21 protein-coding genes are annotated in these 24,178 nt (G+C 74.5%); 18 read left to right on the top strand and 3 right to left on the bottom strand.

From position 1 onward, the window contains the following. The first annotated feature begins 97 nt into the window (after nucleotides 1-97). The 15 genes from ACWF41_RS10870 (at nucleotide 98) to ACWF41_RS10800 (ending at nucleotide 17,874) form a co-directional block, all read left to right on the top strand. Nucleotides 98-649 carry a NuoB/complex I 20 kDa subunit family protein gene (locus ACWF41_RS10870; protein ID WP_380245150.1) on the top strand — a complete coding sequence of 184 codons (552 nt, stop codon included), beginning with the start codon at nucleotides 98-100 and terminating at the stop codon, nucleotides 647-649. Then, a complete protein-coding gene (locus ACWF41_RS10865) occupies nucleotides 646-1,380 on the top strand; it encodes an NADH-quinone oxidoreductase subunit C (protein ID WP_380315318.1) in 735 nt (244 codons plus the stop codon). The genes ACWF41_RS10870 and ACWF41_RS10865 overlap by 4 nt, the downstream gene beginning before the upstream one ends. Beyond that, on the top strand, nucleotides 1,377-2,720 hold the full coding sequence (locus tag ACWF41_RS10860) for an NADH-quinone oxidoreductase subunit D (protein WP_380315321.1): 1,344 nt from the start codon (nucleotides 1,377-1,379) through the stop codon (nucleotides 2,718-2,720). Before ACWF41_RS10865 ends, ACWF41_RS10860 begins: the two co-directional genes overlap by 4 nt. Further along, entirely contained in the window at nucleotides 2,717-3,649 is a 933-nt protein-coding gene (gene nuoE, locus ACWF41_RS10855) for an NADH-quinone oxidoreductase subunit NuoE (protein WP_380315323.1), read from the top strand. The genes ACWF41_RS10860 and nuoE overlap by 4 nt, the downstream gene beginning before the upstream one ends. Then, nucleotides 3,642-4,976 (top strand): NADH-quinone oxidoreductase subunit NuoF, encoded by a 1,335-nt coding sequence (nuoF, locus tag ACWF41_RS10850; protein WP_380315326.1) that lies wholly within the window; start codon nucleotides 3,642-3,644, stop codon nucleotides 4,974-4,976. The genes nuoE and nuoF overlap by 8 nt, the downstream gene beginning before the upstream one ends. Beyond that, nucleotides 4,976-7,633, top strand: a complete 2,658-nt coding sequence (locus tag ACWF41_RS10845) for an NADH-quinone oxidoreductase subunit G (RefSeq protein ID WP_380315329.1) — start codon at nucleotides 4,976-4,978, stop codon at nucleotides 7,631-7,633. Before nuoF ends, ACWF41_RS10845 begins: the two co-directional genes overlap by 1 nt. Next, a complete protein-coding gene (nuoH, locus tag ACWF41_RS10840) occupies nucleotides 7,630-8,979 on the top strand; it encodes an NADH-quinone oxidoreductase subunit NuoH (RefSeq protein WP_380315332.1) in 1,350 nt (449 codons plus the stop codon). The genes ACWF41_RS10845 and nuoH overlap by 4 nt, the downstream gene beginning before the upstream one ends. After that, nucleotides 8,976-9,755 (top strand): NADH-quinone oxidoreductase subunit NuoI, encoded by a 780-nt coding sequence (nuoI, locus tag ACWF41_RS10835; RefSeq protein ID WP_380315335.1) that lies wholly within the window; start codon nucleotides 8,976-8,978, stop codon nucleotides 9,753-9,755. The genes nuoH and nuoI overlap by 4 nt, the downstream gene beginning before the upstream one ends. Beyond that, nucleotides 9,752-10,642 carry an NADH-quinone oxidoreductase subunit J gene (locus ACWF41_RS10830; RefSeq protein WP_380315338.1) on the top strand — a complete coding sequence of 297 codons (891 nt, stop codon included), beginning with the start codon at nucleotides 9,752-9,754 and terminating at the stop codon, nucleotides 10,640-10,642. The genes nuoI and ACWF41_RS10830 overlap by 4 nt, the downstream gene beginning before the upstream one ends. After that, on the top strand, nucleotides 10,642-10,941 hold the full coding sequence (gene nuoK, locus ACWF41_RS10825) for an NADH-quinone oxidoreductase subunit NuoK (RefSeq protein ID WP_380241969.1): 300 nt from the start codon (nucleotides 10,642-10,644) through the stop codon (nucleotides 10,939-10,941). Before ACWF41_RS10830 ends, nuoK begins: the two co-directional genes overlap by 1 nt. A gap of 13 nt (nucleotides 10,942-10,954) precedes the next feature. Continuing rightward, nucleotides 10,955-12,880: an NADH-quinone oxidoreductase subunit L gene (gene nuoL / locus ACWF41_RS10820; protein ID WP_380315341.1), complete on the top strand. Its 1,926-nt coding sequence runs from the start codon at nucleotides 10,955-10,957 to the stop codon at nucleotides 12,878-12,880. Between the two features lie 25 nt (nucleotides 12,881-12,905). Next, a complete protein-coding gene (locus ACWF41_RS10815) occupies nucleotides 12,906-14,537 on the top strand; it encodes an NADH-quinone oxidoreductase subunit M (protein WP_380315435.1) in 1,632 nt (543 codons plus the stop codon). Beyond that, nucleotides 14,534-16,294 (top strand): NADH-quinone oxidoreductase subunit NuoN, encoded by a 1,761-nt coding sequence (nuoN, locus tag ACWF41_RS10810; protein WP_380315344.1) that lies wholly within the window; start codon nucleotides 14,534-14,536, stop codon nucleotides 16,292-16,294. The genes ACWF41_RS10815 and nuoN overlap by 4 nt, the downstream gene beginning before the upstream one ends. Nucleotides 16,295-16,441: 147 nt before the next feature. After that, nucleotides 16,442-16,750 (top strand): hypothetical protein, encoded by a 309-nt coding sequence (locus ACWF41_RS10805; protein ID WP_380315347.1) that lies wholly within the window; start codon nucleotides 16,442-16,444, stop codon nucleotides 16,748-16,750. A gap of 179 nt (nucleotides 16,751-16,929) precedes the next feature. Further along, entirely contained in the window at nucleotides 16,930-17,874 is a 945-nt protein-coding gene (locus tag ACWF41_RS10800; protein WP_380315438.1) for a polyprenyl synthetase family protein, read from the top strand. 87 nt (nucleotides 17,875-17,961) lie between these two features. On the opposite strand, the gene ACWF41_RS10795 is transcribed toward ACWF41_RS10800, so the two are convergent. Both ACWF41_RS10795 and ACWF41_RS10790 read right to left on the bottom strand, forming a co-directional pair. Continuing rightward, nucleotides 17,962-18,534 (bottom strand): prepilin peptidase, encoded by a 573-nt coding sequence (locus ACWF41_RS10795; RefSeq protein WP_380315350.1) that lies wholly within the window; start codon nucleotides 18,532-18,534, stop codon nucleotides 17,962-17,964. 56 nt (nucleotides 18,535-18,590) lie between these two features. Continuing rightward, nucleotides 18,591-19,421: a UbiA family prenyltransferase gene (locus ACWF41_RS10790; RefSeq protein ID WP_380315353.1), complete on the bottom strand. Its 831-nt coding sequence runs from the start codon at nucleotides 19,419-19,421 to the stop codon at nucleotides 18,591-18,593. 87 nt (nucleotides 19,422-19,508) lie between these two features. Here ACWF41_RS10790 and ACWF41_RS10785 point away from each other — a divergent pair, with 87 nt between their 5' ends. From ACWF41_RS10785 to ACWF41_RS10775, 3 genes are read left to right on the top strand one after another with little or no spacing between them, the layout of a single operon-like run. Continuing rightward, a complete protein-coding gene (locus ACWF41_RS10785; RefSeq protein WP_380315356.1) occupies nucleotides 19,509-20,585 on the top strand; it encodes a type III polyketide synthase in 1,077 nt (358 codons plus the stop codon). Nucleotides 20,586-20,593: 8 nt separating this feature from the next. Then, a complete protein-coding gene (locus tag ACWF41_RS10780) occupies nucleotides 20,594-21,130 on the top strand; it encodes an isoprenylcysteine carboxyl methyltransferase family protein (protein ID WP_380315441.1) in 537 nt (178 codons plus the stop codon). Nucleotides 21,131-21,148: 18 nt separating this feature from the next. Then, a complete protein-coding gene (locus tag ACWF41_RS10775) occupies nucleotides 21,149-22,204 on the top strand; it encodes an NAD(P)/FAD-dependent oxidoreductase (RefSeq protein WP_380315359.1) in 1,056 nt (351 codons plus the stop codon). A 60-nt stretch (nucleotides 22,205-22,264) separates the two neighbouring features. Here ACWF41_RS10775 and ACWF41_RS10770 read toward each other — a convergent pair whose 3' ends face one another. Continuing rightward, a complete protein-coding gene (locus ACWF41_RS10770; protein WP_380315362.1) occupies nucleotides 22,265-24,070 on the bottom strand; it encodes a serine/threonine-protein kinase in 1,806 nt (601 codons plus the stop codon). Nucleotides 24,071-24,178 lie beyond the last annotated feature (108 nt).

The following is a 24,178-nucleotide window of genomic DNA, read 5'->3' as shown; positions in this document are numbered from 1 at the left end:
CGACCTGCACGACCTGCACGACCCAGAACGACACGGCACTACGGACGGCGACGATGCCGGCACGATCCGGCACCGATGCTCACGAAGGGGAGGGGTCATGGGCCTGGAAGAGGCTCCGTCGGGCTTCCTGCTGACGACGATCGAGGACCTGGCGGGCTACCTGCGCAAGGCGTCCGTGTGGCCGGTGACGTTCGGACTGGCGTGCTGCGCCATCGAGATGATGGCGGCCGGCGCGTCGCGGTTCGACCTGTCGCGGTTCGGCATGGAGGTCTTCCGGGCGTCGCCGCGGCAGGCGGACCTCATGATCGTCGCGGGCCGGGTGAGCCAGAAGATGGCCCCGGTGGTGCGGCAGGTCTACGACCAGATGAGCGAGCCCAAGTGGGTGCTGTCCATGGGCGTGTGCGCGTCCAGCGGCGGCATGTTCAACAACTACGCGATCGTGCAGGGCGTCGACCACATCGTGCCGGTCGACGTGTACCTGCCCGGCTGCCCGCCGCGCCCGGAGATGCTCATCAACGCGATCCTCGCGCTGCACCAGCACATCCAGGACTCCCCGCTGGGCGTGAACCGCCGCGAGGCGGCCGCGGCCGCGGAGGCGGCGGCCCTCGAGGCCACGCCCACGTTCGAGCTCAAGGGGCTGCTGCGATGACGGGGGAGGTCGTCGCCGGCGGCGAGCCGGCGCAGGACGGTCGGGGGCCCGAGGTCGTCGAGGTGCGCCAGGGCATGTTCGGGGTGCGCGGCTCGGGAGACACGTCGGGGTACGGCGGGCTGGTCCGGACCGTGGCGCTGTCGGGCCCGGCGACGCGCCCCTACGGCGGCTGGTTCGACGAGGCCGTCGACGTGCTCGCGGAGGTGCTCGGCGCGGCCGGGGTCGCGTTCGAGGACGCGGTGGAGCGGGTGTCGGTCGACCCGCAGACCGACCCGCCGAGCCCGCACGCCGAGCTGACGCTGCACGTGGCGCGCGAGCACCTCGTGGCCGTCTGCCGGGCGCTGCGCGACGACCAGGACCTGCGGTTCGAGCTCAGCCTCGGCGTCTCGGGCGTGCACTACCCGCAGGACGAGGGCCGCGAGCTGCACGCCGTCTACCACCTGACCTCCGTGACGCACGGGCGTCGCATCCGCCTCGAGGTGTCGGTGCCGGACGCCGACCCGCACATCCCCTCGACCACCGGGGTGTACCCCACCAACGACTGGCACGAGCGCGAGACCTGGGACTTCTTCGGCATCGTCTTCGACGGCCACCCGGGCCTGGCGCGCATCGAGATGCCGGACGACTGGCCCGGGCACCCGCAGCGCAAGGACTACCCGCTCGGCGGCATCCCCGTGGAGTACAAGGGCGCCACGGTGCCGCCGCCGGACACGAGGAGGCAGTACTCGTGACGTCTGGAACCTTCACCGCCACCAAGGCGCCGACCGACGAGTTCGACCCGGGCGTCCCCGGGTTCGAGGCGTCGGGCGGCGACTGGGACGAGATCGCCCGCGAGGCCGTGGGCGAGGAGCGCATCGTCGTCAACATGGGCCCGCAGCACCCGTCCACCCACGGCGTGCTGCGCCTCATGCTCGAGATCGACGGCGAGACGGTCACCGAGGCCCGCTGCGGCATCGGCTACCTGCACACCGGCATCGAGAAGAACATGGAGTTCCGCACCTGGACGCAGGGCACCACGTTCTGCACCCGGATGGACTACCTGGCGCCGCTCTTCCAGGAGTCGGCCTACTGCCTCGCCACGGAGAAGCTGCTGGGGATCACGGACGACGTGCCCGAGCGGGCGTCGATCATCCGCGTGCTGATGATGGAGCTCAACCGGGTGGCCTCCCACCTCGTGTGCCTCGGCACGGGCGGCAACGAGATGGGCGCGACCACGGTCATGACCATCGGGTTCACGGCCCGCGAGGAGATCCTGCGGCTGTTCGAGGCCGTCACGGGCCTGCGCATGAACCACGCCTACGTGCGGCCGGGCGGCGTCGCCCAGGACGTGCCCGAGGGGTTCGAGGACCAGGTGCGCGCCGCCCTGCCCAAGATCCGCATGTACCTCGGCCAGCTCGGTGACCTCATGCTCGCCAACCCGATCTTCAAGGCGCGGCTCACCGACGTGGGGGTGCTCAACCTCGCCGGGTGCATGGCCCTCGGCATCACCGGGCCGGTGCTGCGCTCCACGGGTCTGCCCTACGACGTGCGCAAGGCGTTCCCCTACTCGGGCTACGAGACGTACGACTTCGACGTGCCGACGTCGACCGACGCCGACTGCTACTCCCGCGTCGTGCTGCGGCTGGAGGAGTGCTACCAGTCGCTGCGGATCGTGGAGCAGTGCCTCACGCGGCTCGAGGACACCGCCGGCGCCCCCGTCATGGTGGCGGACAAGAAGATCGCGTGGCCGGCGCAGCTCGCGGTCGGCGCGGACGGCCAGGGCAACTCGCTCGACCACATCCGCCAGATCATGGGCACCTCGATGGAGGCGCTGATCCACCACTTCAAGCTCGTCACCGAGGGCTTCGGCGTCCCGGCCGGGCAGACGTGGCAGACCGTGGAGCACCCGCGCGGCGAGCTCGGCGTGCACGCCGTGTCCGACGGCGGCACCAAGCCGTACCGGGCGCACTTCCGCGACCCGTCGTTCAACAACCTCCAGGCCGTGTCGGTGATGTGCGAGGGCGGCCAGGTGGCCGACGTCGTCGTCGCCGTCGCGTCCCTGGACCCGGTGCTGGGAGGGGTCGACCGATGACGGCAGAACCCACGAGCGCGCGCTCGCAGGCCCGGTACGACGCCGACACGCTGGCGTCGCTCACCGCCGACGCCGCCGCGATCAAGGCGCGCTACCCGGACCCGCGCTCCGGCCTGCTGCCGATGCTGCACCTGGTGCAGTCGGTGGACGGGTACGTGAGCCGCGACGGGATCATGTTCTGCTCCGAGCAGCTGGAGCTGACGCCCGCGGAGGTGAGCGCCGTGGCCACCTTCTACACGCAGTACAAGCGGCACCCCAACGGCACCTACACCGTGGGCGTGTGCACCAACACGTTGTGCGCGGTCATGGGCGGGGACGCCATCTTCGACGAGCTGAGCGAGCACCTCGGCGTCGGGCACGACGAGACCACCGAGGACGGCGCGATCACGCTGGAGCGCGTCGAGTGCAACGCCGCCTGCGACTACGCGCCGGTCGTGATGGTCAACTGGGAGTTCTTCGACAACCAGACGCCGGAGTCGGCCACGGACCTCACGGACCGGTTGCGCGCCGGGCAGGAGGTCGCGCCGACGCGCGGCGCGTCGTCGGTGTGCGGCTTCAAGCAGATGAGCCGCGTGCTGGCGGGGTTCACCGACGGTCGCGCGGACGAGGGCGTCGGGGCGGGGGAGCCTTCGCTCGCCGGTCTGCGGCTGGCGCGCGCGGCGGCCGCCGTCGACGGTGCTGGGGCGGAGGGGGCGGGGGATTCCTCGTCGCCGGGCGCGCCATCCGCCTCGGTCGTTCCTCCCTCGGCTCCCGCCAGGCCCGACCAGCCCGGCGACGAGGATTCCCCCGCCCCCTCCTCGGACGGCTCGTCGGCCGGCAGGCCCGACCAGGCCGAAGTACCGCCGGAGACGGGCGGGGAGCAGTCGAGCGCGGAGCGCAAGCCGACGACCTCCGAGGACGTCGAGCCGAAGGAGGGCAGCGATGACTGAGCTCATGCCGGTGCTCACGGACACGTGGGACGCGGAGCGGTCGTGGAAGCTCGCCGCCTACGAGGCGGCCGGCGGGTACGCCGGGCTGCGCAAGGCGCTGACGATGGAGCCGGGCGACCTCGTGCAGACGGTCAAGGACTCGGGCCTGCGCGGCCGCGGCGGCGCCGGGTTCCCGACCGGGATGAAGTGGGGCTTCCTGCCCCCGCCGGACGGCGGCCCGCGCTACCTCGTGGTCAACGCGGACGAGTCCGAGCCGGGCACGTGCAAGGACATCCCGCTGATGCTCGCCAGCCCGCAGCACCTGGTGGAGGGCATCGCGATCACGAGCTACGCGATCGGCTGCCACCACGCGTTCGTCTACGTGCGCGGCGAGGTGCTGCACGTGTACCGGCGGCTGATGGCCGCGGTGCAGGAGGCGTACGACGCGGGGTTCCTCGGCAAGGACGTGCTCGGCTCCGGCTTCGACCTGGAGGTCACCGTGCACGCCGGGGCCGGCGCGTACATCTGCGGCGAGGAGACGGCGCTGCTCGACTCCCTCGAGGGCAAGCGCGGCCAGCCGCGCCTCAAGCCGCCGTTCCCCGCCGTCGCGGGCCTGTACGCGCGGCCCACGGTGGTGAACAACGTCGAGTCGATCGCGTCGGTGCCGGGCATCGTCGCCCGCGGCGCGGACTGGTTCGCCGGCATGGGCACCGAGCGGTCGCAGGGGCACGGGCTGTTCTCGCTGTCCGGGCACGTGACGCGGCCGGGCCAGTACGAGGCGCCGCTGGGCATCACGCTGCGGGAGCTGCTCGACCAGGCCGGCGGCATCCGCGCCGGGCACCAGCTGAAGTTCTGGACGCCCGGAGGCTCGTCGACGCCGCTGTTCACCGCCGACCACCTCGACACCCCGCTCGACTACGAGTCGGTGGGCGCGGCCGGGTCGATGCTCGGCACCCGCGCACTGCAGCTCTTCGACGAGACGACGTGCGTCGTGCGGGCGGTCAGCCGGTGGACGGACTTCTACGCGCACGAGTCGTGCGGCAAGTGCACCCCGTGCCGCGAGGGCACCTACTGGCTCAAGCAGGTGCTGCACCGCATCGAGGCGGGCCAGGGCGAGGAGCGCGACGTCGACCTGCTGCTCGACCTGTGCGACAACATCCTCGGGCGCGCGTTCTGCGCCCTCGGCGACGGCGCGACGTCCCCGGTGACGTCGAGCATCCAGCTGTTCCGCGACGAGTACCAGGCGCACATCGACGGCCACGGCTGCCCCTTCGACCCGAGCGCCAGCGCACTGTTCCCGTACACCCCCAAGCAGACGCCGGCGCTCGCCGGGGCGGGAGGTCACTGATGACGGCGACCGTCGACAACACCGGCAAGCCGGCCGCACCTCCGGTCGAGACGGTGACTCTCACCATCGACGAGGTCGAGGTCACCGTGCCGAAGGGCACGCTGATCATCCGCGCGGCCGAGCAGGTGGGCATCCAGATTCCCCGGTTCTGCGACCACCCCCTGCTGGAGCCGGCGGGCGCGTGCCGCCAGTGCCTGGTCGAGGTCGCGATGCCCGACCGTGAGGGCAACGTGCGACCCATGCCGAAGCCGCAGGCCTCCTGCACGATGACGGTGACGCCGGGCATGGTCGTCAAGACGCAGCGCACGTCCGCCGTCGCCGACAAGGCGCAGCACGGGGTCATGGAGCTGCTGCTCATGAACCACCCGCTGGACTGCCCGGTGTGCGACAAGGGCGGCGAGTGCCCGCTGCAGAACCAGGCGATGAGCAACGGCCGCGCCGAGTCCCGGTTCGAGGACGTCAAGCGCACGTTCCCCAAGCCGATCGCCGTCTCCACCGAGATCCTGCTCGACCGCGAGCGCTGCGTGCTGTGCCAGCGCTGCACCCGGTTCAGCGACGAGATCGCGGGCGACGCCTTCATCGCCCTGCAGGAGCGCGGCGCGCACCAGCAGATCGGCCGCTTCGACGAGACGGTGCTGGACTTCGCGCCGCCGCAGGGGGAGCCCGCCGAGGCCACGTTCGGCTCGGCGGCGGCCACGGCCGGCGGCCAGCCGTTCGCGTCGTACTTCTCCGGCAACACCGTGCAGATCTGCCCGGTGGGCGCGCTGACCGGCGCCGCCTACCGGTTCCGCTCCCGGCCGTTCGACCTCGTCTCGACGCCGGGGATCTCCGAGCACGACTCCTGCGGCGCCGCGATCCGCGTCGACCACCGGCGGGGCGTCGTGCTGCGCCGGCTGTCGGGGGAGGACCCGGCGGTCAACGAGGAGTGGATCACCGACAAGGACCGGTTCGCCTTCACCTGGCAGGCCGCGCCCGACCGCCTCACGGTCCCCCTGGTGCGGGACCGGGAGCTCGACGCCGACGGCGCGGTCGTCTCCCGCGGGGAGCTGCGGCCGGCGTCGTGGGTCGAGGCGTTCGAGCTGGCGGCCGAGGGCCTCGCCGCGGCGCGGGCCGCCGGCGGCGTGGGGGTGCTGCCGGGCGGCCGCCTCACCGTCGAGGACGCCTTCGCCTGGTCGCGCTACGCCCGCACGGTGCTCGGCACGGACGACGTCGACCAGCGCGCCCGTGTGGGCTCCGCGGAGGAGACGGCGTTCCTCGGGCACGCGGTGGCCGGCACCGGTCTGGGGGTGACCTTCGGCGACGTGGAGGCCGCCCCGGCGGTGCTGCTGGCGGGGCTCGAGGCCGAGGAGGAGGCCGGCATCACCTTCCTGCGGCTGCGCAAGGCCGTGCGCGCCCACGGGACCAAGGTCTGGTCCGTGGCGCCGTTCGCCAGCCGCGGGCTCGCCCGCCTGGACGGCACGCTGCTGCCCGCCGCCCCGGGCACCGAGGCGGAATGGCTCGGCATCCTCGCCACCCGCGCCGGCGGCGGACTCGTGCCCGCCGACTCCGACGCCGCGACGCTGGGCGCCGTCGCCGAGGGTCTCGCCGCCCCCGGCGCGCTGATCCTCGTCGGCGAGCGGCTCGCGTCGTCGCCCGGGGCGTACGGCGCGGCCCTGCGGCTCGCCGAGACCACCGGCGCACGGCTCGCCTGGATCCCTCGCCGCGCGGGGGAGCGCGGCGGTCTGGAGGCCGGGCTGCTGCCGGGGCTGCTGCCCGGCGGGCGCCCGGTCACCGACCCCGCGGCCCGCGCCGAGGTGGCCGCGGCCTGGGGCGTCGACGCCGATGCCCTGCCGGCCGCGCCCGGTCGCGACGTCTCGGAGATCCTCGACGCGCTGTCCGTCGGGCAGCTCGGCGGCGCGCTCGTCGGGGGCGTCGAGCTCGCCGACCTGCCCGACCCCGCGCACGCGCGGACCGCCCTCGGTTCCGCGGGCTTCGTGGTCTCGCTGGAGGTGCGGCGCTCGGAGGTGACCGAGCTCGCGGACGTCGTCCTCCCCGTCGCCCCACCGGCCGAGCGGGCCGGGTCGTACTGGAGCTGGGAGGGGCGCGTCCGCGCCTTCGGCCAGGCGCTGGAGTCCGCCGCGCTGCCCGACCACCGGGTGCTCGACGCGCTCGCCGCGCAGGCCGGGGTCGCGCTCGGCGCGGCGACGCCCTACGACGCCCACCGGGCGATCGCGGCGCTGCCCGCCTGGGGCGGCGCCCGGGTCCCGGCCCCCGCGCCGGAGCCCGTGGAGCCGCCCGAGGTCCCCGCCGGCGCCGCCGTCCTGGCGAGCTGGCACCTGCTGCTCGACGACGGCGCCCTGCAGGACGGGGAGCAGTTCCTCGCCGGCACGGCCAAGCGGCCCGTGGCGCGGATGTCCGCCGCCACCGCGGCCGCCGTCGACGTGTACGACGGCGACCGGGTGACCGTCGCGACCGACCGCGGCTCGCTCACGGTCCCCGTCGCGATCACCGAGATGGTCGACCACGTGGTCTGGCTGCCGCTCGCGTCGCGCGGCTGCCGCGTGCACGACACGCTCGGCGCGGCCCCCGGCGACCTCGTGCGCATCGGGCCGCCCGCCGAGCCGGTCGGCGCGGGCGCCCCGGCCGGCTCGACCGACGAACAGGGAGGGGCCGCATGATCCCCGGAGTCGCCGCCGACTTCAGCAACGACTGGCTGTGGGTCTCGCTCATCAAGGCCGTGCTCATCGTCGTCTTCCTGCTGACGAGCGTGCTCTTCGCGATCTGGTTCGAGCGGAAGGTCGTGGCGCGCATGCAGGTGCGCCCCGGACCCAACTGGCACGGCCCGTTCGGCCTGCTCCAGTCGCTCGCGGACGCGATGAAGCTGCTGCTCAAGGAGGACGTGAACGTCACCCGCGCCGACCGGGTCGTGTACCTGCTGGCGCCGATGATCTCCGTGTTCTGCGCGCTGCTGGTCTTCGCGGTCATCCCGTTCGGCCCCGAGGTGACGATCCCGTTCACCGACTACTCGACGCCCGCGCAGCTCACCGACTTCCCGGTCGCGATCCTCTACGTCCTGGCCTGCGCGTCGATGGGCGTCTACGGCATCGTGCTGGGCGGCTGGTCCTCCGGCTCCACGTACCCGCTGCTGGGCGCCGTGCGCTCCACCGCCCAGGTCATCTCCTACGAGCTGGCGATGGGGCTCTCCCTGGTCAGCGTGTTCATCATGGCCGGCTCGATGTCGACGTCGCAGATCGTCGCGTCGCAGGCGGGCGTCTGGTGGTTCCTGCCGCTGCTGCCCGCGTTCGTCGTCTACGTCATCTCGATGATCGGCGAGACCAACCGCCTCCCGTTCGACCTGCCCGAGGCCGAGGGGGAGCTCGTCTCCGGCTACATGACCGAGTACAGCTCGATGAAGTTCGCCTGGTTCTTCCTGGCGGAGTACATCAACATGCTCAACGTCTCCGCCGTCGCGACCACCCTGTTCCTCGGCGGGTGGCGCGCGCCGTGGCCGCTGTCGGCGATCAACGACGGGATGTTCAACACCGGCTGGTGGCCGGTGCTGTGGTTCCTGGTCAAGCTCTGGCTCGTCATGTTCGTGTTCGTGTGGGTCCGCGGCACCCTGCTGCGGCTGCGCTACGACCAGTTCATGTCGTTCGGCTGGAAGGTGCTCATCCCGGTCGCGCTGTGCTGGGTCGTGGTGCTCTCCGTCTTCCAGTACCTGGGTCTCGCTGGCATCACGCGCACGCAGCTCATCACCGGCGTGGCCGTCGCGGCCGTGGTCGTCGTCGGGCTGCTGTGGTTGTGGCCCGAGCGCAAGCCGTCCGGCGCCGCCGCTCCCGGCGGGCCACCGGGCGGCGCCCGCCGGCCCGCCGGGGAGTTCGACGCCTTCGCCGACGGCTTCCCCGTGCCGCCGATGCCGGGCCAGTCCCTGCCGCCGTCGCCCCGCGCCCGCCGGCACGTCCCGCAGGCCGCCGACGTCCCGGCCGCCGCCTCCGCCGTCGACCGATCCGAGGAGACGCGATGACCGACAAGCCGTACGAGCCGCTGCGCCCGAGCAAGGGGCCGCTGGGCGACCTGTTCGCCCCGGTGGCCGGGTTCGGCGTGACGTTCTCCTCCATGTTCCGGCCCACCGTGACGGAGCAGTACCCGCGCACGAAGACGCCGCCGCAGCGCCGCTACCACGGCCGCCACCAGCTCAACCGGTACGCCGACGGGCTGGAGAAGTGCATCGGCTGCGAGCTGTGCGCGTGGGCCTGCCCGGCGGACGCGATCTACGTGGAGGGCGCGGACAACGCCGACCTGCCCGACGGCGAGCACATGTCGCCCGGCGAGCGGTACGGCCGCGTCTACCAGATCAACTACCTGCGCTGCATCTTCTGCGGGCTGTGCATCGAGGCGTGCCCCACCCGGGCGCTGACGATGACCAACGACTACGAGCTGGCCGGGCCCGACCGCGCGGGGATGATCTACGAGAAGCAGGACCTCCTCGCCCCGCTCGCCGAGGGCATGCTCGCCGCACCGCACCCGATGGTCGAGGGCACCACGGACACGGAGTACTACCGGGGCGAGGTCACCGCGCCCACGGCCGAGCAGGTGGACTGGGTGCGCGAGCACCGGCCCGACGACCCGACCCTGGACGCCGCCGCGCGTGTCGTCCACGGCGACGCCCCGCCTCCGACGCCCCGCCGGCACCGGCTGCGCGGCAGCGCCACCAAGGCGGCCGTCGCGACCCGGCAGGCCGCGGAGGGCGGGCACGTCGCGACGCTGCCGACCTCCGACGCCGCCGAGGACCGCTCGTGACCGCGTCGGGCGCGGAGGCCGCGCTCTTCTGGGTGCTCGCGCCGCTCATGGTGCTCGCCGCGCTCGGGCTGCTCTTCGCCCGCAAGGCGGTGCACGCCGCGGTCTGCGTGATGTTCGTGATGGTCGGCCTGGCGATCCTCTACGTCGCGCAGGAGGCGCCGTTCCTCGGCGTCGTGCAGGTGGTCGTGTACACCGGCGCCGTCATGATGCTCTTCCTCTTCGTGCTGATGCTGGTGGGCGTCGACGCCGCCGACTCCCTGACCGAGACGATCAAGGGACAGCGGTGGGTCGGGGTGCTGTTCGGGCTCGGGCTCGCCGTGGTGCTCCTCGGCGTGATCGCGCAGGCGAGCTTCCCGCCCGCGGTCGGGCTGGCCGAGGCCAACGCGGTCACCAACCCCGTGGCGCTCGCCCGGGTGCTGCTCGGCGACTACGTGCTGGCCATGGAGGTGGTCGGCGTCCTGCTGGTCACCGCGGCCCTCGCGGGCCTGGTGCTCACGCACCGGCGCCGGCTCAGCGTGCGGCCCACCCAGCGGGTGCTCGCCGCGGCGCGGGTCGCCGGCATCGAGCAGGGGCGCACGCTCACGCCGCTCCCCGCGCCGGGCGTCTACGCGCAGAACAACGCGATGGACACGCCGGCCCTCGGGCCCGACGGCGCGCCGCTGCCGCACTCGGTGCCCCGGGTGCTGCGCATCCGCGGCCAGGAGCGGTCGGCGACGGCGGTGCTGTCCGAGGAGGACACGCTCGTGCCGCGCGACGACCTGCGCCTCATCGGCGTCGGGCCGGAGCCTGGCACCGCGGTCGAGCAGGCCGGTGACCCGGTCGCGACGGGCACGGCCGACCGGGACGGTTCGGCCGAGGCGGACGACGAGGACGGGGAGTTGCGCTGATGGAGATCACCAACTACCTGGGGCTGGCCGCGATCCTGTTCGCGATCGGCGCGACGACGGTGCTGCTGCGGCGCAACGCCATCGTGGTGTTCATGGGCGTGGAGCTGATGCTCAACGCCACCAACCTCGCGTTCGTGACGTTCGCGCGCATCCACGGCGACGTGACGGGCCAGGTGCTCGCCTTCTTCGTGATGGTGGTCGCCGCCGCCGAGGTCGTGGTGGGGCTCGCGATCATCATCACGATCTTCCGCTCCCGCCGGTCGGCCTCGGTCGACGACGTCAACCTGCTGCAGAGCTGAGAGGCCTCCGACGATGCAGACTCTCTCCCTCGCCCCCTGGCTGGTCGCGACCCCGATGGCCGGCGCCCTCGTGCTGCTGCTCGCCGGGCGCCGCAGCGACCGGTGGGGCCACTGGCTGGGCGTGCTCGCCAGCGCCGCGACGTTCGTCGTGGGGCTGGTGATGCTGCTCGACATGCTGGGCACGCCCGCCGACCAGCGCGTGGGCACCCACACCGTGGGCACCTGGATCGAGACCGGGCCGCTGCACGTGGACGTCGGGTTCCAGGTGGACCCGCTGTCGATGACGTTCGTGATGCTCGTGACGTTCGTCGGCACGCTCATCCACGTCTACTCGGTGGCCTACATGGACCACGACGTCGACCGGCGCCGCTTCTTCGGGTACCTCAACCTGTTCGTCGCGGCGATGCTGCTGCTCGTGCTCGCGGACTCCTACCTGCTGCTCTTCGTGGGCTGGGAGGGCGTGGGCCTGGCGTCGTTCCTGCTCATCGGTTTCTGGGACGGCAAGCGGGAGAACGCGGTCGCGGGGAAGAAGGCGTTCGTCATGAACCGCGTGGGCGACATGGGGCTCATCGTCGCGATGATGCTCATGCTCGCCACGTTCGGCGCCGTCGACTTCGCCACCGTGCTCCCCGCGGCCGGCGAGGGGGCGACGGCCGCCGGCCAGGGGATGATGACGGCCGTCGGTCTCATGCTCCTGCTGGCGGCGTGCGGCAAGTCCGCGCAGCTGCCGCTGCAGGCCTGGCTCGGGGACGCGATGGCCGGCCCGACGCCCGTGTCGGCGCTCATCCACGCGGCCACGATGGTGACCGCGGGCGTCTACCTGCTGGTGCGCTCCGGCCCGATCCTCGAGGTGGCGCCCGACGCGCAGCTCGTCATCGCCGTCGTCGGCGCCCTCACGCTGCTGTTCGGGGCGATCGTCGGCTGCGCGAAGGACGACATCAAGAAGGCCCTCGCGGCGTCGACGATGTCGCAGATCGGGTACATGATGCTCGCCGCGGGGCTGGGACCGGTGGGCTACGCGTTCGCGATCTTCCACCTGCTGACCCACGGCTTCTTCAAGGCCGGCCTGTTCCTCGGGGCCGGGTCCGTGATGCACGCGATGGACGACGACGTGAACATGCGTCGTTTCGGCGGGCTGGCCCGGCTGCTGCCGGTCACGGCGATCACGATGGGCCTGGGCTGGCTCGCCATCCTGGGCGTTCCGCCGTTCTCCGGCTTCTTCTCCAAGGACAAGATCATCGAGGCGGCGTTCGTCGGCGAGGGCTGGCGGCCGTGGGTCTTCGGGACCGCGGCGCTGCTCGGCGCGGGGATCACCGCGTACTACATGTCGCGACTGTTCTTCATGACGTTCCTGGGCCGTCGGCGCTGGAGCGACGGCGGGCCGGGCGACGACGGCGCCCCGGTGCGGCACCCGCACGAGTCCCCGCGGCTGATGACGTGGCCGATGATCGTGCTGGCCGTGGGGTCGGTGGCCCTCGGCGGCATCCTGGCGGCGGGCGACCGGTTCGTCACCTGGCTGGAGCCCGTCACCGGGGAGGCGGCGCACCACGAGCCGGTGCTCCCGGTATGGCTGCTCATGACGCTCACCCTGCTGCTGGTGGTAGTCGGCGCGCTGCTCGCCTTCCGGCAGTACGCGATGGCCGCGGTCCCGGTGGAGCCGCCGCCGGCGCCCGCGCTGGTGCGCGCCGCCCGGGTCGACCTGCACCAGGACGACGTCAACGAGTCGGTCGTCATGCGCCCGGGGCAGTACCTGACGCGCTCGCTCGTGTACCTGGACCGCGCGGCGGTGGACGGCGGCTGGCTGGGGCTGGCCGGCGGGATCGGGCGGTTCGGCGCACGGCTGCGCCGGCTGCAGAACGGCTACGTGCGCTCGTACGCGGCGACGATGCTCGGCGGCCTCGGGGTTGTGGGGATCGTCGTGTGGGCGCTGGCGAGCTGATCGGACGGTGAACGAAGGGATGACGATGTCCACAGGGTTCCCCTGGCTCACGGTCCTCATCGTGTGGCCCCTGGTCGCGGCGGCAGCCACGGCCCTCACCGGCGTGGGGCGCGGACGCCCGGCCGCGGGCGCGGTCACCGGGGCGGGGAGGTTCGGCGCGGGCACGGCGCGCACGGTCGCGCTGGTCGGCGCGCTCGTCGAGGTGGCGCTGCTGGTCGGGGCGTTCGCCGCCTTCGACACCGGCGACGCCGGCACCCACCAGCTCACCGAGACGCACTCCTGGATCCCGGCGCTCGGGGCCAGCTACGCGGTCGGGGTCGACGGCGTGGGCCTGCTGCTCGTGGCGCTGTCGGTGGGCCTCGTGCCGCTGGTGATCCTCGCCGCGTGGAAGGAGCAGGGCGGCGACCACGCGCGGCTGCGCCGCTACCTCGCCACCGTGCTGGTCCTCGAGGCGTTCATGGTGACGGTCTTCGCGGCGCGCGACGTGTTCCTCTTCTACGTGGTCTTCGAGGCCATGCTGATCCCGGCGTACTTCCTCATCGGCGGGTTCGGGCAGGGGCCGCAGCGCCGGTACGCCGCGGTGAAGTTCCTGCTGTTCTCCCTGGCGGGCGGCCTCGTCATGCTGGTGGGCGTCATCGCGCTCTACCTGCAGGTGCCCGCGGCCGACCGCGGCCCCGCGACCTTCCTCACCGACAACCTCACCGGACTGACGCTCGACCCGACGGCCGAGAAGCTGATGTTCTGCGCCTTCTTCCTCGCGTTCGCGATCAAGGCGCCCATGTTCCCGGTGCACTCGTGGCTGCCCGACGTCACCCAGAACGCCACGCCCGGCACGTCCACGCTGCTCATCTGCGTGCTCGACAAGGTGGGCACCTTCGGGATGCTGACCCTGTGCCTGCCGCTGTTCCCCGCGGCCAGCCGGTGGGCGGCGCCGTTCGTCGTCGTGCTCGCGGTGGTCTCGATCCTGTACGGCGCGATCCTCGCCATCGGGCAGAGCGACGTGCTGCGCCTCATCGGCTACACGTCGGTGTCCCACTTCGGCTTCATCATCCTGGGCATCTTCACGTTCACGTCGCTGGGCACCGCGGGCTCCGGCCTCATGATGCTCAACCACGGCATCTCCACCGGCGCGCTGTTCCTCATCGCCGGGTTCGCGATCGCCCGGCACCCGCGCCAGAGCCAGCTCATCGGCGACTACGGCGGCCTGCGCAAGGTGGCGCCGATCCTGGGCGGCACGTTCCTCGTGGCGGGCCTGTCCGCCGCGTCGCTGCCCGGCCTCGCGACCTTCGTCTCCGAGATCATGGTGTTCCTCGGGTCGTACTCGCGCTGGCCCGCCGCGGTGCTCGTGGCCGTGCCCGCCGTCGTCCTCGCCGCCGTGTACGTGCTGCTCACGTACCAGCGCATGTTCACCGGCGCGACGACGCCGGAGCTCCAGACCGCACGCGACCTCGACGGCCGGGAGAAGACGGTGGCCGGCGTGCTCGTCGGCGCGCTCCTGGTGCTCGGGCTCGTGCCCGGTCCGGTGCTCGACTACGTCCGCGCACCGGGCGGGGTCGCCGTCCAGCAGGTCGGGGAGACCGACCCGCCGCCCGTGGTCCAGTCGTCGGCCGAGGACGCCGCCGGCGCGTCGGCCGTCACCGAGGGGAGCCAGCTGTGAACGACTTCGTCGCACCGCCCATCGACTGGGCGGCCGTCTCCCCGGTGCTGATCGTGCTGGCGGCCGGCGTCCTCGGCGTCCTGCTGGAGGCGTTCGTGCCCGCCCGCGCGCGCCGGGCCACGCAGCTCACGCTGACCCTGCTGGCCCTGGTCGGGTCGCTGGTGGCGGTGGGCCTGCTGTGGGACCGGGTGCAGGACGGCGCGGTGTCGGTGGTCGGTGGGTCGTACCTGCTCACGCCGTTCGGCCTCGGCGTCCAGGCCGTCGTCGGGATCTGCGCCGTGCTGGGCGTGCTGGTCGTCGCGGAGCGCACCACCACCGGCCAGGACGCGTTCGCCCCGTCGGCCGCGGCCGTGCCCGGCACCGCGTACGAGGACGAGACCCGTCGGGCGGGCCTGCAGCAGACCGAGATCTTCCCGCTGATCCTCTTCGCGACGGGCGGCATGCTGCTGTTCCCCGCCACGGACGACCTCATCGTGATGTTCGTGGCGCTCGAGGTGCTCTCGCTGCCGCTGTACGTGCTGTGCGCGACGGCGCGGCGCCGTCGCCTGCTCAGCCAGGAGGCGGCGTTCAAGTACTTCGTGCTCGGCGCGTTCGCCTCCGCGCTGTTCATCTTCGGCGTGGCGCTCGTCTACGGCTTCGCCGGCACGGTGCGCCTGGAGGAGGTCGTGGCGGTGCTCGCCGACCCGGCGACGTCGCCGCTCGGCACGATGCCGGCGCTCGTGGTGGTGGGCCTGCTGCTGGTCCTCAGCGGCCTGCTCTTCAAGATCGGCGCGGCGCCTTTCCACGCGTGGACGCCCGACGTGTACCAGGGCGCCCCGACGCCCATCACCGGCTTCATGGCGGCGTGCACCAAGGCGGCGGCGATCGGCGCGCTCGTGCGGGTGCTGTTCACGGTCGCGAACGGCCTCACGCCCGAGTTCCGGCACGACCTCGACGTCGCCCTGTGGGCGGTCGCGATCCTCACGATGCTGGTCGGCACCGTCGCCGGAGCCGTGCAGACGGACGTCAAGCGGATGCTCGCGTACTCGTCGATCGCACACGCCGGGTTCCTCGTGGTCGGGCTGGTCGGGATGGACGAGGCCGGCTCCCGGGCCGTCCTGTTCTACCTGCTCGCGTACGGCCTGGCCACGATCGGCGCGTTCGCCGTCGTCACGCTGGTGCGCGAGCGGACGGTGACCGGCGACGAGACACCGGGCGACGGGCCCGTGCCGGACGACGGCGTCGTGCTCGGCGAGGCCACGCGGCTGGCGCAGTGGGCCGGGCTCGGCCACAAGGCGCCCTGGCTGACCGCGGCGTTCTCGCTGTTCCTGCTGTCGATGGCGGGGATCCCGCTCACCGCCGGGTTCGTGGCCAAGTTCGGCGTGTTCTCCGCCGCGGTGGAGGCGGGGGCCTGGCCGCTCGCGCTGCTCGGCGTCCTCGCCTCGGCGGTGGCCGTGTTCTTCTACGTGCGGGTCATCGTGCTCATGGTGCTGACCCCGGCGCCCGGGCGCGACGCCGACGTGGCGGCAGGGTCGACGGCAGGTTCGACCTCGGACGCCGAGGGCGGACCGGCGACCGGGACCACCGGCGGCGGGACGGCCACGCTCACCGGCGCGGCCACCCGGACGCTGGTCTCGCGCACGGTCGTGACGGTGGTCGGCTCGCGCGGGCCGGCGGCGTTCGCGATCGCGGTCTGCGCGGTCGGCGTGCTGCTGCTCGGCATCCTGCCGGCCGGGGCGCTGGACCTCGTCGGCCAGGCGGCCCAGTTCCGGCCGTGACGGGACGGGCCGGCGGAGCGAGGGGAGGACTTCCCTCGGCGCCGCCGCGCCCTGGCCCTATCGTTCCTCCGGGTGCCGGACACGGGGACGGCCGTGAACGAGGGGGATGGACATCGTCGTGCTCTCGCTGCACCCGGTGGTGCGCGGATGACGCCGCCGCTGGACGGCCCGGGCGCCTTCGCCACGATCACGGCGATCGTCCTGGTCGCCATCGCGCTCTTCTTCACGTTCTGGTCCCTGGGCGGGCGCCGGCTCTTCATCCCGGACGAGAAGATCCACCGGATGCGCGACCTGCTCGTACCGTCCCTCTGGATCGTGGCGGCGATGTTCGTCGCCGCCGGGCTGTTCTTCTTCGCGCTGTGGTTCGAGGGGCAGCAGCGCGAGGCCGCGTGGGAGCAGTACGACCAGTGGCTCCTGGAACAGCAGACCTCGGACCGACCCGCCGCCGGGAGGTGAGCGACGCGACGCGTCCGACGGGCGGTTTCGGTGCGGTGTTCCAGGCCGGGGACGGATAGGTTCGGACAGTGACTCGCGCACCTTCCGCACCGGCCTCCCGGCCGGGGCACACGCCGCCCTCGCCGCCGCCGGCGATCCCGCTGTCCGACCCCGCGCTCGCCGACCGGCTCGCCGCGCGGATGACGCTGGTCGACGCGGCGCTGGACGCGGCCGTGGCCTCGTCCGACGCCCTGGCCGACGACGCGTCCCGACACCTCGTCGCGGCGGGCGGCAAGAGGTTCCGCCCGCTGCTGACGCTGCTCACCGGCGAGCTGGGTGACGGCACGCGACCGGAGCTCGTGGACGCGGCCGTGGTCGTGGAGCTCACCCAGGTGGCGTCGCTGTACCACGACGACGTCATGGACTCCGCGCCCTTGCGCCGCGGGGCGCCCGCCGTGCACACGGTGTGGGGCAACTCGGTGGCGATCCTCGTGGGGGACCTGCTCTTCGCCCGGGCGTCGGCGCTCGTCGCCGGCCTGGGCCCCGAGGCCGTGCTGCTGCAGTCGGCGACGTTCGAGCGCATGTGCCTCGGCCAGCTCCACGAGACCATGGGCCCGCGCGACGGCGAGGACCCGGTCGAGCACTACCTGCAGGTGCTCAGCGACAAGACGGCCTCGCTGCTCGCGACGTCGGCCCGGCTGGGCGCCATGTTCGGCGGCTGCCCGCCCGAGGTGCTGGACGCCGTCGCGGCGTACGGGGAGAAGGTCGGCGTCGCGTTCCAGCTCGCCGACGACGTGCTCGACATCGCCTCCAGCGGCGACGAGTCCGGCAAGACGCCCGGCACCGACCTGCGCGAGCACGTGCCCACCATGCCGGTCCTGCTGCTGCGCCAGCGGGTCGCGGACGGCCGGGGCACCGAGGCTGACACCGCCCTTCTCGCGCGGCTGGACGGGGACCTGTCGGACGACGCGGCGCTGGCCGCCGTCGTCGCCGACCTGCGCGCCCACGACGTGCTCGCCGAGACCCGCGCCCTCGCCGTCCGCGGGGCGCACGACGCCGCGGCCGAGCTGGCTCCGCTGCCCGACGGGCCCGTCAAGCAGGCGCTCGCCGACTTCGCGGGGACCCTCGCAGACCGCGCCGCCTGACGGTCACGACGCCGCCGAGGCGCACCCTCGTCGCTTCGTCGTCGGCCTCGCCCGCTGCCCGGTCGGCCCGCCCGCCCCGGGCCGCGCTCAGGCGAGGCGCGCGGCCGTGAGCGCGATCGCCGCGCCGGCCAGCATGAAGGGGCCGAACGCGATCGGCGTCGTCCGCGACGCGCGGCGGGTGACGAGCAGCGCCAGCGCGGCGAGCCCGCCGAGCAGGAACGGGAGCAGGGCGGCTGCGGCCCAGGTGGACCAGCCGGCCCAGCCGGTCGCGACGCCGAGCAGCACGGCGAGCTTGACGTCCCCGAGCCCCATCCCGGCCCGGTGGACCAGGTGCAGCAGCAGGTACGCCGCGCCGAGCACGAGCCCGCCCGCGAGGGCACGGAACAGGGCCCGTCCGTCGCCGGTGGCGAGGGCGGCGACCCCGAGCAGCACCATGACGAGGGCGGTCGCGGGCAGGGTGAAGGCGTCGGGCAGCCGGTGGGTGCGCAGGTCGACCACCGCCAGGGCGACGCCGGCACAGGCCAGGACGAGGAACGCGGGCGTGGCCCAGCCCGGGCCGCTCGCCCACACGGCCCAGGCCACGGCCGGGACGGCGCCCACGCCGGCGGCGCGGCGGACCGGGGCGAGCTCGCGCCGGGCGCGGTCCAGGGTCGAGGGCATCGGAGCATGCTAGGGGCGGCGCCCCGGTCTCCGGGCGCTGCGTCCACAGGCCGTCGTCAGAGCGACACCGCGAGCACGAGCTGCCCCAGGCACACCACCGCGACGGCCATGCTCAGGAGGAACGGCGCCCGGCTGCGCGGTCGCACCACGCCGACCACGCCGGCCGCGACGGCGACGACCGCGGCCGCGCCGGTGAGGGCCACCGCCGTCGGGCCGGGCGCGCCGGGCCCGACGAGCGCGACGACGCTGCCCGCGGCGAGCGCCACCGGCGCCAGCACGCTGGAGGCGCGCCGGCCCAGGCGGTGGGGCAGCCCGCGGACACCGGTCGCGTGGTCGTCCTCCAGGTCGGGCAGCACGTTGGCCACGTGGGCGCCCACCCCGAGCAGGGCCCCCGCGCCGACCAGCCAGGCGGGGACGGCGGGCCGTCCGGCCGCGAGCACGACGAAGGCGGGCAGCAGGCCGAACGAGACCGCGTAGGGCAGCCACGACACCACGGTCGACTTGAGCCCGGCGTTGTACGCCCACGCGCTCGCGACGGCGGCCAGGTGCAGCAGCCCGGGCCGCAGCCCCGTCGCCAGGGAGAGCAGCGTGCACGCCGCCAGCGCGCCGACGGCCGCGGCACGCAGCGTCGCGGGGGAGACGGCGCCGGTCACCGTGGGCTTGTCGCGGCGCCCGACGCGGGCGTCCCGCGCGGCGTCCAGCCAGTCGTTGCTCCACCCGACGGAGAGCTGCCCCGCGGCGACCGCCGCGGTGACCAGCAGTGCGCGCGGCAGCGCAGCCCCGGCGCCGAGCGCCAGCCCGAGGCCGAGCAGCGTCACCACGGCCGCGGGGGGCGCGTGCGCGGCGACGACGAGCCCGCGCCACCGCGCCGCACCCCCGACCGTCATGTGCGGAACGTAGCGCGGCCCCGCCGTCCCGGCAGGTGGCGGGCACGCGCCCGAGCGGGCGAGGCCGGCCGGTGCCACGATGCCCCCATGTCGCGAGTCCTGGCCGTCGCACCCGTCCTGCCCGGCCCGGCGCACCCGCAGGAGCGGATCGACGACGTCGTGCTGCCCCTGCTCGCGGCGGACGAGACGCGCCGCGCCGTCGCGCGTCGGCTCCACGCGTCGTCGGGCGTGCGCACCCGGCACCTCGCGCTCCCGCTGCCCGCGTACGCCGGGCCGACGTCCTTCGCGCAGGCCAACGCGCACTTCGTGCGCGAGGGCACCGACCTGGCGGAGCGGGCCGCGCGCACGGCGCTCGCGGCCGCGCACGTCGACCCGCGGGACGTGGACCTCCTGTTCTTCACGTCGGTGACCGGGATCGGTGCGCCGTCGATCGACGCCTCCCTCGTGGGTCGGCTCGGGCTGCGGGCGGACGTGCGGCGGGTGCCGTCGTTCGGGCTGGGGTGCTCGGGCGGCGCGGCGGGCCTCGGCCTGCTGGACGAGTACCTGCGCGGGCGCCCGGAGGCCACGGCGCTGCTGGTCTCGGTGGAGCTGTGCTCGCTGACGTTCCAGCGGGACGACGCGTCGACCGCCAACCTCGTGTCCTCGGGCCTGTTCGGCGACGGCGCGAGCGCGGTGGTCGTCGGGGGCGAGGACGTCGCGGTCCCGGCCGGCCGGCCGGTGCCCGAGGTCGTGGCGACCCGCAGCCGGCTGTACGCCGGCACCGAGGACCAGCTCGGCTGGGACGTGCGGGACAGCGGCTTCGGCATCGTGCTGTCGGCGGAGCTGCCCCAGCTGTTGCGTGCGCACCTCGCCGGCGACGTCAAGGACCTCCTCGCCGCGCACGACCTGCAGGTGGCCGACGTCGGGACCTGGGTGGTGCACGCGGGCGGCCCCAAGATCGTCGACGCCGTCCGCGACGCGCTGGGGCTCGACGAGGCGGCGCTGGCCCGCACCCGCGCGACCCTCGCGGCGCAGGGCAACCTCTCGTCGTCGTCCGTGCTGCACGTGCTGGCCGGAACGCTCGACGACGGCGCGCCGCCGCCCGGGGGCTGGGCGGTGCTCATGGCGTTCGGCCCCGGGGTGTCCGCGGAGCTGGTCCTCCTGCGCGGGCGGGAGGTCGCGTGAGCGCGTCCGTGGCGCTGTACGTCGCGCTGGTCCTCGCGACGGGGGCCGAGCGGGTCGCCGAGCTCGTGGTCTCGGCCCGGCACGCCCGCTGGTCGTTCGCCCGCGGCGGGGTGGAGTCAGGGCGCGGCCACTTCCCGGCGATGGTCGCCCTGCACACCGGGCTGCTGCTCGCGTGCGTCGCCGAGGTGGTGCTGGCCGACCGGCCGTTCCTGCCGTGGCTGGGCTGGCCGATGCTGGCGCTCGTGCTCGCGAGCCAGGGGCTGCGCTGGTGGTGCATCGCAACGCTCGGGGAGCGCTGGAACACCCGCGTCATCGTGGTCCCGGGGCTGCCGCTGGTCACCGGCGGCCCGTACCGGTGGTTCCGGCACCCGAACTACGTGGCCGTGGTGGTCGAGGGGTTCGCCCTCCCGCTGGTGCACACGGCCTGGCTGACGGCCGTCGTCTTCTCCGTCCTGAACGCCTGGCTGCTGCTCGGGTTCCGCGTCCCCGCCGAGGAGCGCGCGTTGCGCCGGGCCGACGACGCGGTCGCCGGGCATGCCGGGTGATCCCGCCGTGACCCCGCTATGACCCCGGACGCCGACGTGGTGGTGGCAGGCGGTGGCCCGGTCGGGCTGGCGGCGGCCCTCGAGGCCCGCCGCACGGGGCTGGACGTCGTGGTCCTCGAGCCTCGTCCGGCCCCCGTCGACAAGGCGTGCGGCGAGGGGCTGATGCCGGGCACCCTCGCCGCGGTGCGCCGGCTCGGCGTCGACCCACCCGGTCACGACCTGGCCGGCATCTCCTACCGGCAGGGCGGCGTGGTCGCCGACCACCGGTTCGCGGCCGGGCCGGGGCGCGGGGTGCGCCGGACGGCGCTGCACGCGGCGCTGCACGAGGCCGCCCTCGACGCGGGGGCGGTGGTGCTGGCGCGCCGCGTCACGACCGTCGAGCAGTCCGGGGGGCTGGTCGCCGCGGGCGGCGTGCGGGCGCGGTGGCTGTTCGCCTGCGACGGGCTGCACTCCCGCGTCCGGCGGGAATCGGGCCTGGACGTCGCCGCGTCGCGCGGCGTTCCGGCCCGGGGGCGGGGCAGGCCGCCGGCGGACCGGCGGCGCTTCGGGCTGCGGCGGCACTTCCGGGTGGCGCCGTGGTCCGACCTGGTCGAGGTGCACTGGGGGCCGCGCGTCGAGGCGTACGTGACGCCCGTGGCCCCGGACCTCGTCGGGGTCGCGCTGCTGGGCCCGGCGGGCGTCGACTTCGACGCCGAGCTCGCGACGCTGCCGAGGCTCGCCGCCCGGCTCGAGGGCGCGGACGCCGGGCCGGTGCGCGGGGCCGGACCGCTGCGCGTGCGGTCCGCCGCCCGCACCTCCGGCCGGGTCCGCCTGGTGGGCGACGCCTCGGGGTACGTCGACGCGCTCACGGGGGAGGGGCTGCGGGTGGGGCTGGCGCAGGCGCGCGCGGCGGTCGAGCACCTGGACGACCCGGCGGCGTACGAGCGCCGCTGGGCGCGCGTCACCCGCGACTACCGCCTGCTGACCGCGGGACTCGTCGCCGCCGCGGGCTCACCGCTGCGGGGCTCCGTCGTGCCCGCCGCGTCCCGCCTGCCATGGCTCTACGGCGTGGTCGTGGAGCGGCTCGCGCGCTGAGCGGTCGCTCGGGGAGGGCGGCGTCGCCCTTTCCGTGGACACCGGGTCACGCGCAACGAGTCACCGTCCTGTGCCGACGCGCTCGAACCTCGCCTCGTAGGTGCCGCCCACCGACCGCTGCACATGTGTCGCGCCGTCGCACTCGTACGCCACGTCCGAGGCGGCGACCGACGGCGGCGTGTACGACTCCGTCATGCCCGCGAGCTCCCGGTCGACGGACACGCCCGAGTTGTCGACGTCCTCGAACCGGAGGGTGCCGCCGTCCGTGGAGACGCGGTAGTGCGCCGTCCCGTGGTACGTGTCGACGAGGGTGCCGGCGGCGGTGGTGCCCGTGACGGGGTCGGCGTCGTCGTACTCGACCGTCTCGCGGCCCGACGCGTCGAAGACGACGACCCGGCCGTCCCAGCCGGACACGTCGACCCGCTGGCCGAGCAGGTTCCACGCGTCCGTCATGGACGTCTGCTCCCACCGGCCCACGAGGCACTCGTCGATCGGCCCGCCGGACGGCTGCGCGGTGTCGCCGCCGACGTCCACGGAGCTGTCACCCTCGGAGGCGTCGTCCCCGGAGCTCTCGGTCGGGGTGTCGGCGGGCGTGTCGCCACCGGGCGTCGCGGGGGCCTGCGTCCCCGCCGCGCCGCGGGAAGGGCCGGGATCGCCGTCGGGCCATGCGAGCGCGACGGCGGCGCCCGCCCCGGCGGCGAGCACGGCGCCCGCTGCAACCAGGGCGAGCGTGCGCGACGGGCGGCGCGGCCGGGGCGGCGCCGCGGCAGCCTCCGCGGCCGCGGGCGCCCGCAGCTCCGTGTCCGGGAGCGCGGGCGCGTCGTCGGACGTCGACGCGTCGGGCGCGCCGGTCCGGGCCGCGCGCGTGCTGCCCGTGCTGCCCGCCGGGTCGGCCGTGCCGGGGGAGCCGGACATCCTGGTGGCGTCGGGGTCGGCGGTCGCGCCCGGATCGGCGGTGGCGCCGTCGGCGAAGGCGGCGAGGCCGTCCGCGGCGGGTTCGACGGCCGGTTCGATCGCGGCGCGGGGCAGGTCCGGCTGGGTGTCGAGGACGGCGCGCAGGCTGGGGCGCGCGGCGGGATCCTTGGCGAGGCAGGCCTCGACGAACGGCCGCAGCCAGTCGGGGCAGCCGTCGAGCCGCGGCTCCTCGTGCACCACGCGGTAGTACATGACGTGGGGCCGCCCGACGCCGAACGCCGCCGCCCCGGTCGCGGCGAAGTGGGCGACGGCGCCGAGCGCCCACACGTCGGTCGCGGGGGAGACGGCGTCGCCGCGCGCCTGCTCGGGCGCCATGAACTGGGGGGTGCCGAGCTGCGCGCCCGTCTCGGTGAGCGACGTCGCGTCGGCGGCCTGCGCGATGCCGAGGTCGATGAGGCAGGGGCCGTCGTCGCCGAGGATGACGTTGGCGGGCTTGACGTCCCGGTGGACCAGCCCGGCCCGGTGCACGGCGTCGAGCGCCTCGGCGAGGTGCCCGACCAGGGCGCGCACGTCCGCCTCGGGCAGCGGGCCCCCGCGGCTCACCGCCAGCGCCAGCGTGGGGCCGGGCACGTACTCGGTGGCGATCCAGGGGGCGGGCGCGTCGAGGTCCGCGTCGATGAGGGTGGCGAGGAACCGCCCGCGCACCTTGAGGGCCGCCGACATCTCCCGGCGGAACCGCGCGCGGAACTCGCTGTCGTGCGCGTACTCCGAGCGGATCATCTTGATCGCCAGCCGGCGGCCGCTGCGCATCTCGGCGAGGAACACGGCACCCATGCCGCCCTGGCCGATCCGGCCCAGCAGGCGGTGCCCGCCCAGCTCCGCGGGGTCGGACGGGGCCAGGGGCGTCACGCCCGCGGGCACCGCGCCGTCGTCCGGGGAGGGGAAGGTCAAGGCACGGCTCCTGGTCGGCGGTCGCGTGGTCGGTCGCGGGAGCGCCGATCGTACGACGGGGGTCCGACGCGACGCCGCGGGCGTCCGGGCCCGAGGCCGGCGAGCACG

This window comes from Isoptericola sp. NPDC055063 (assembly GCF_053608125.1).
This window is presented reverse-complemented; position numbering and strand designations above follow the sequence as displayed.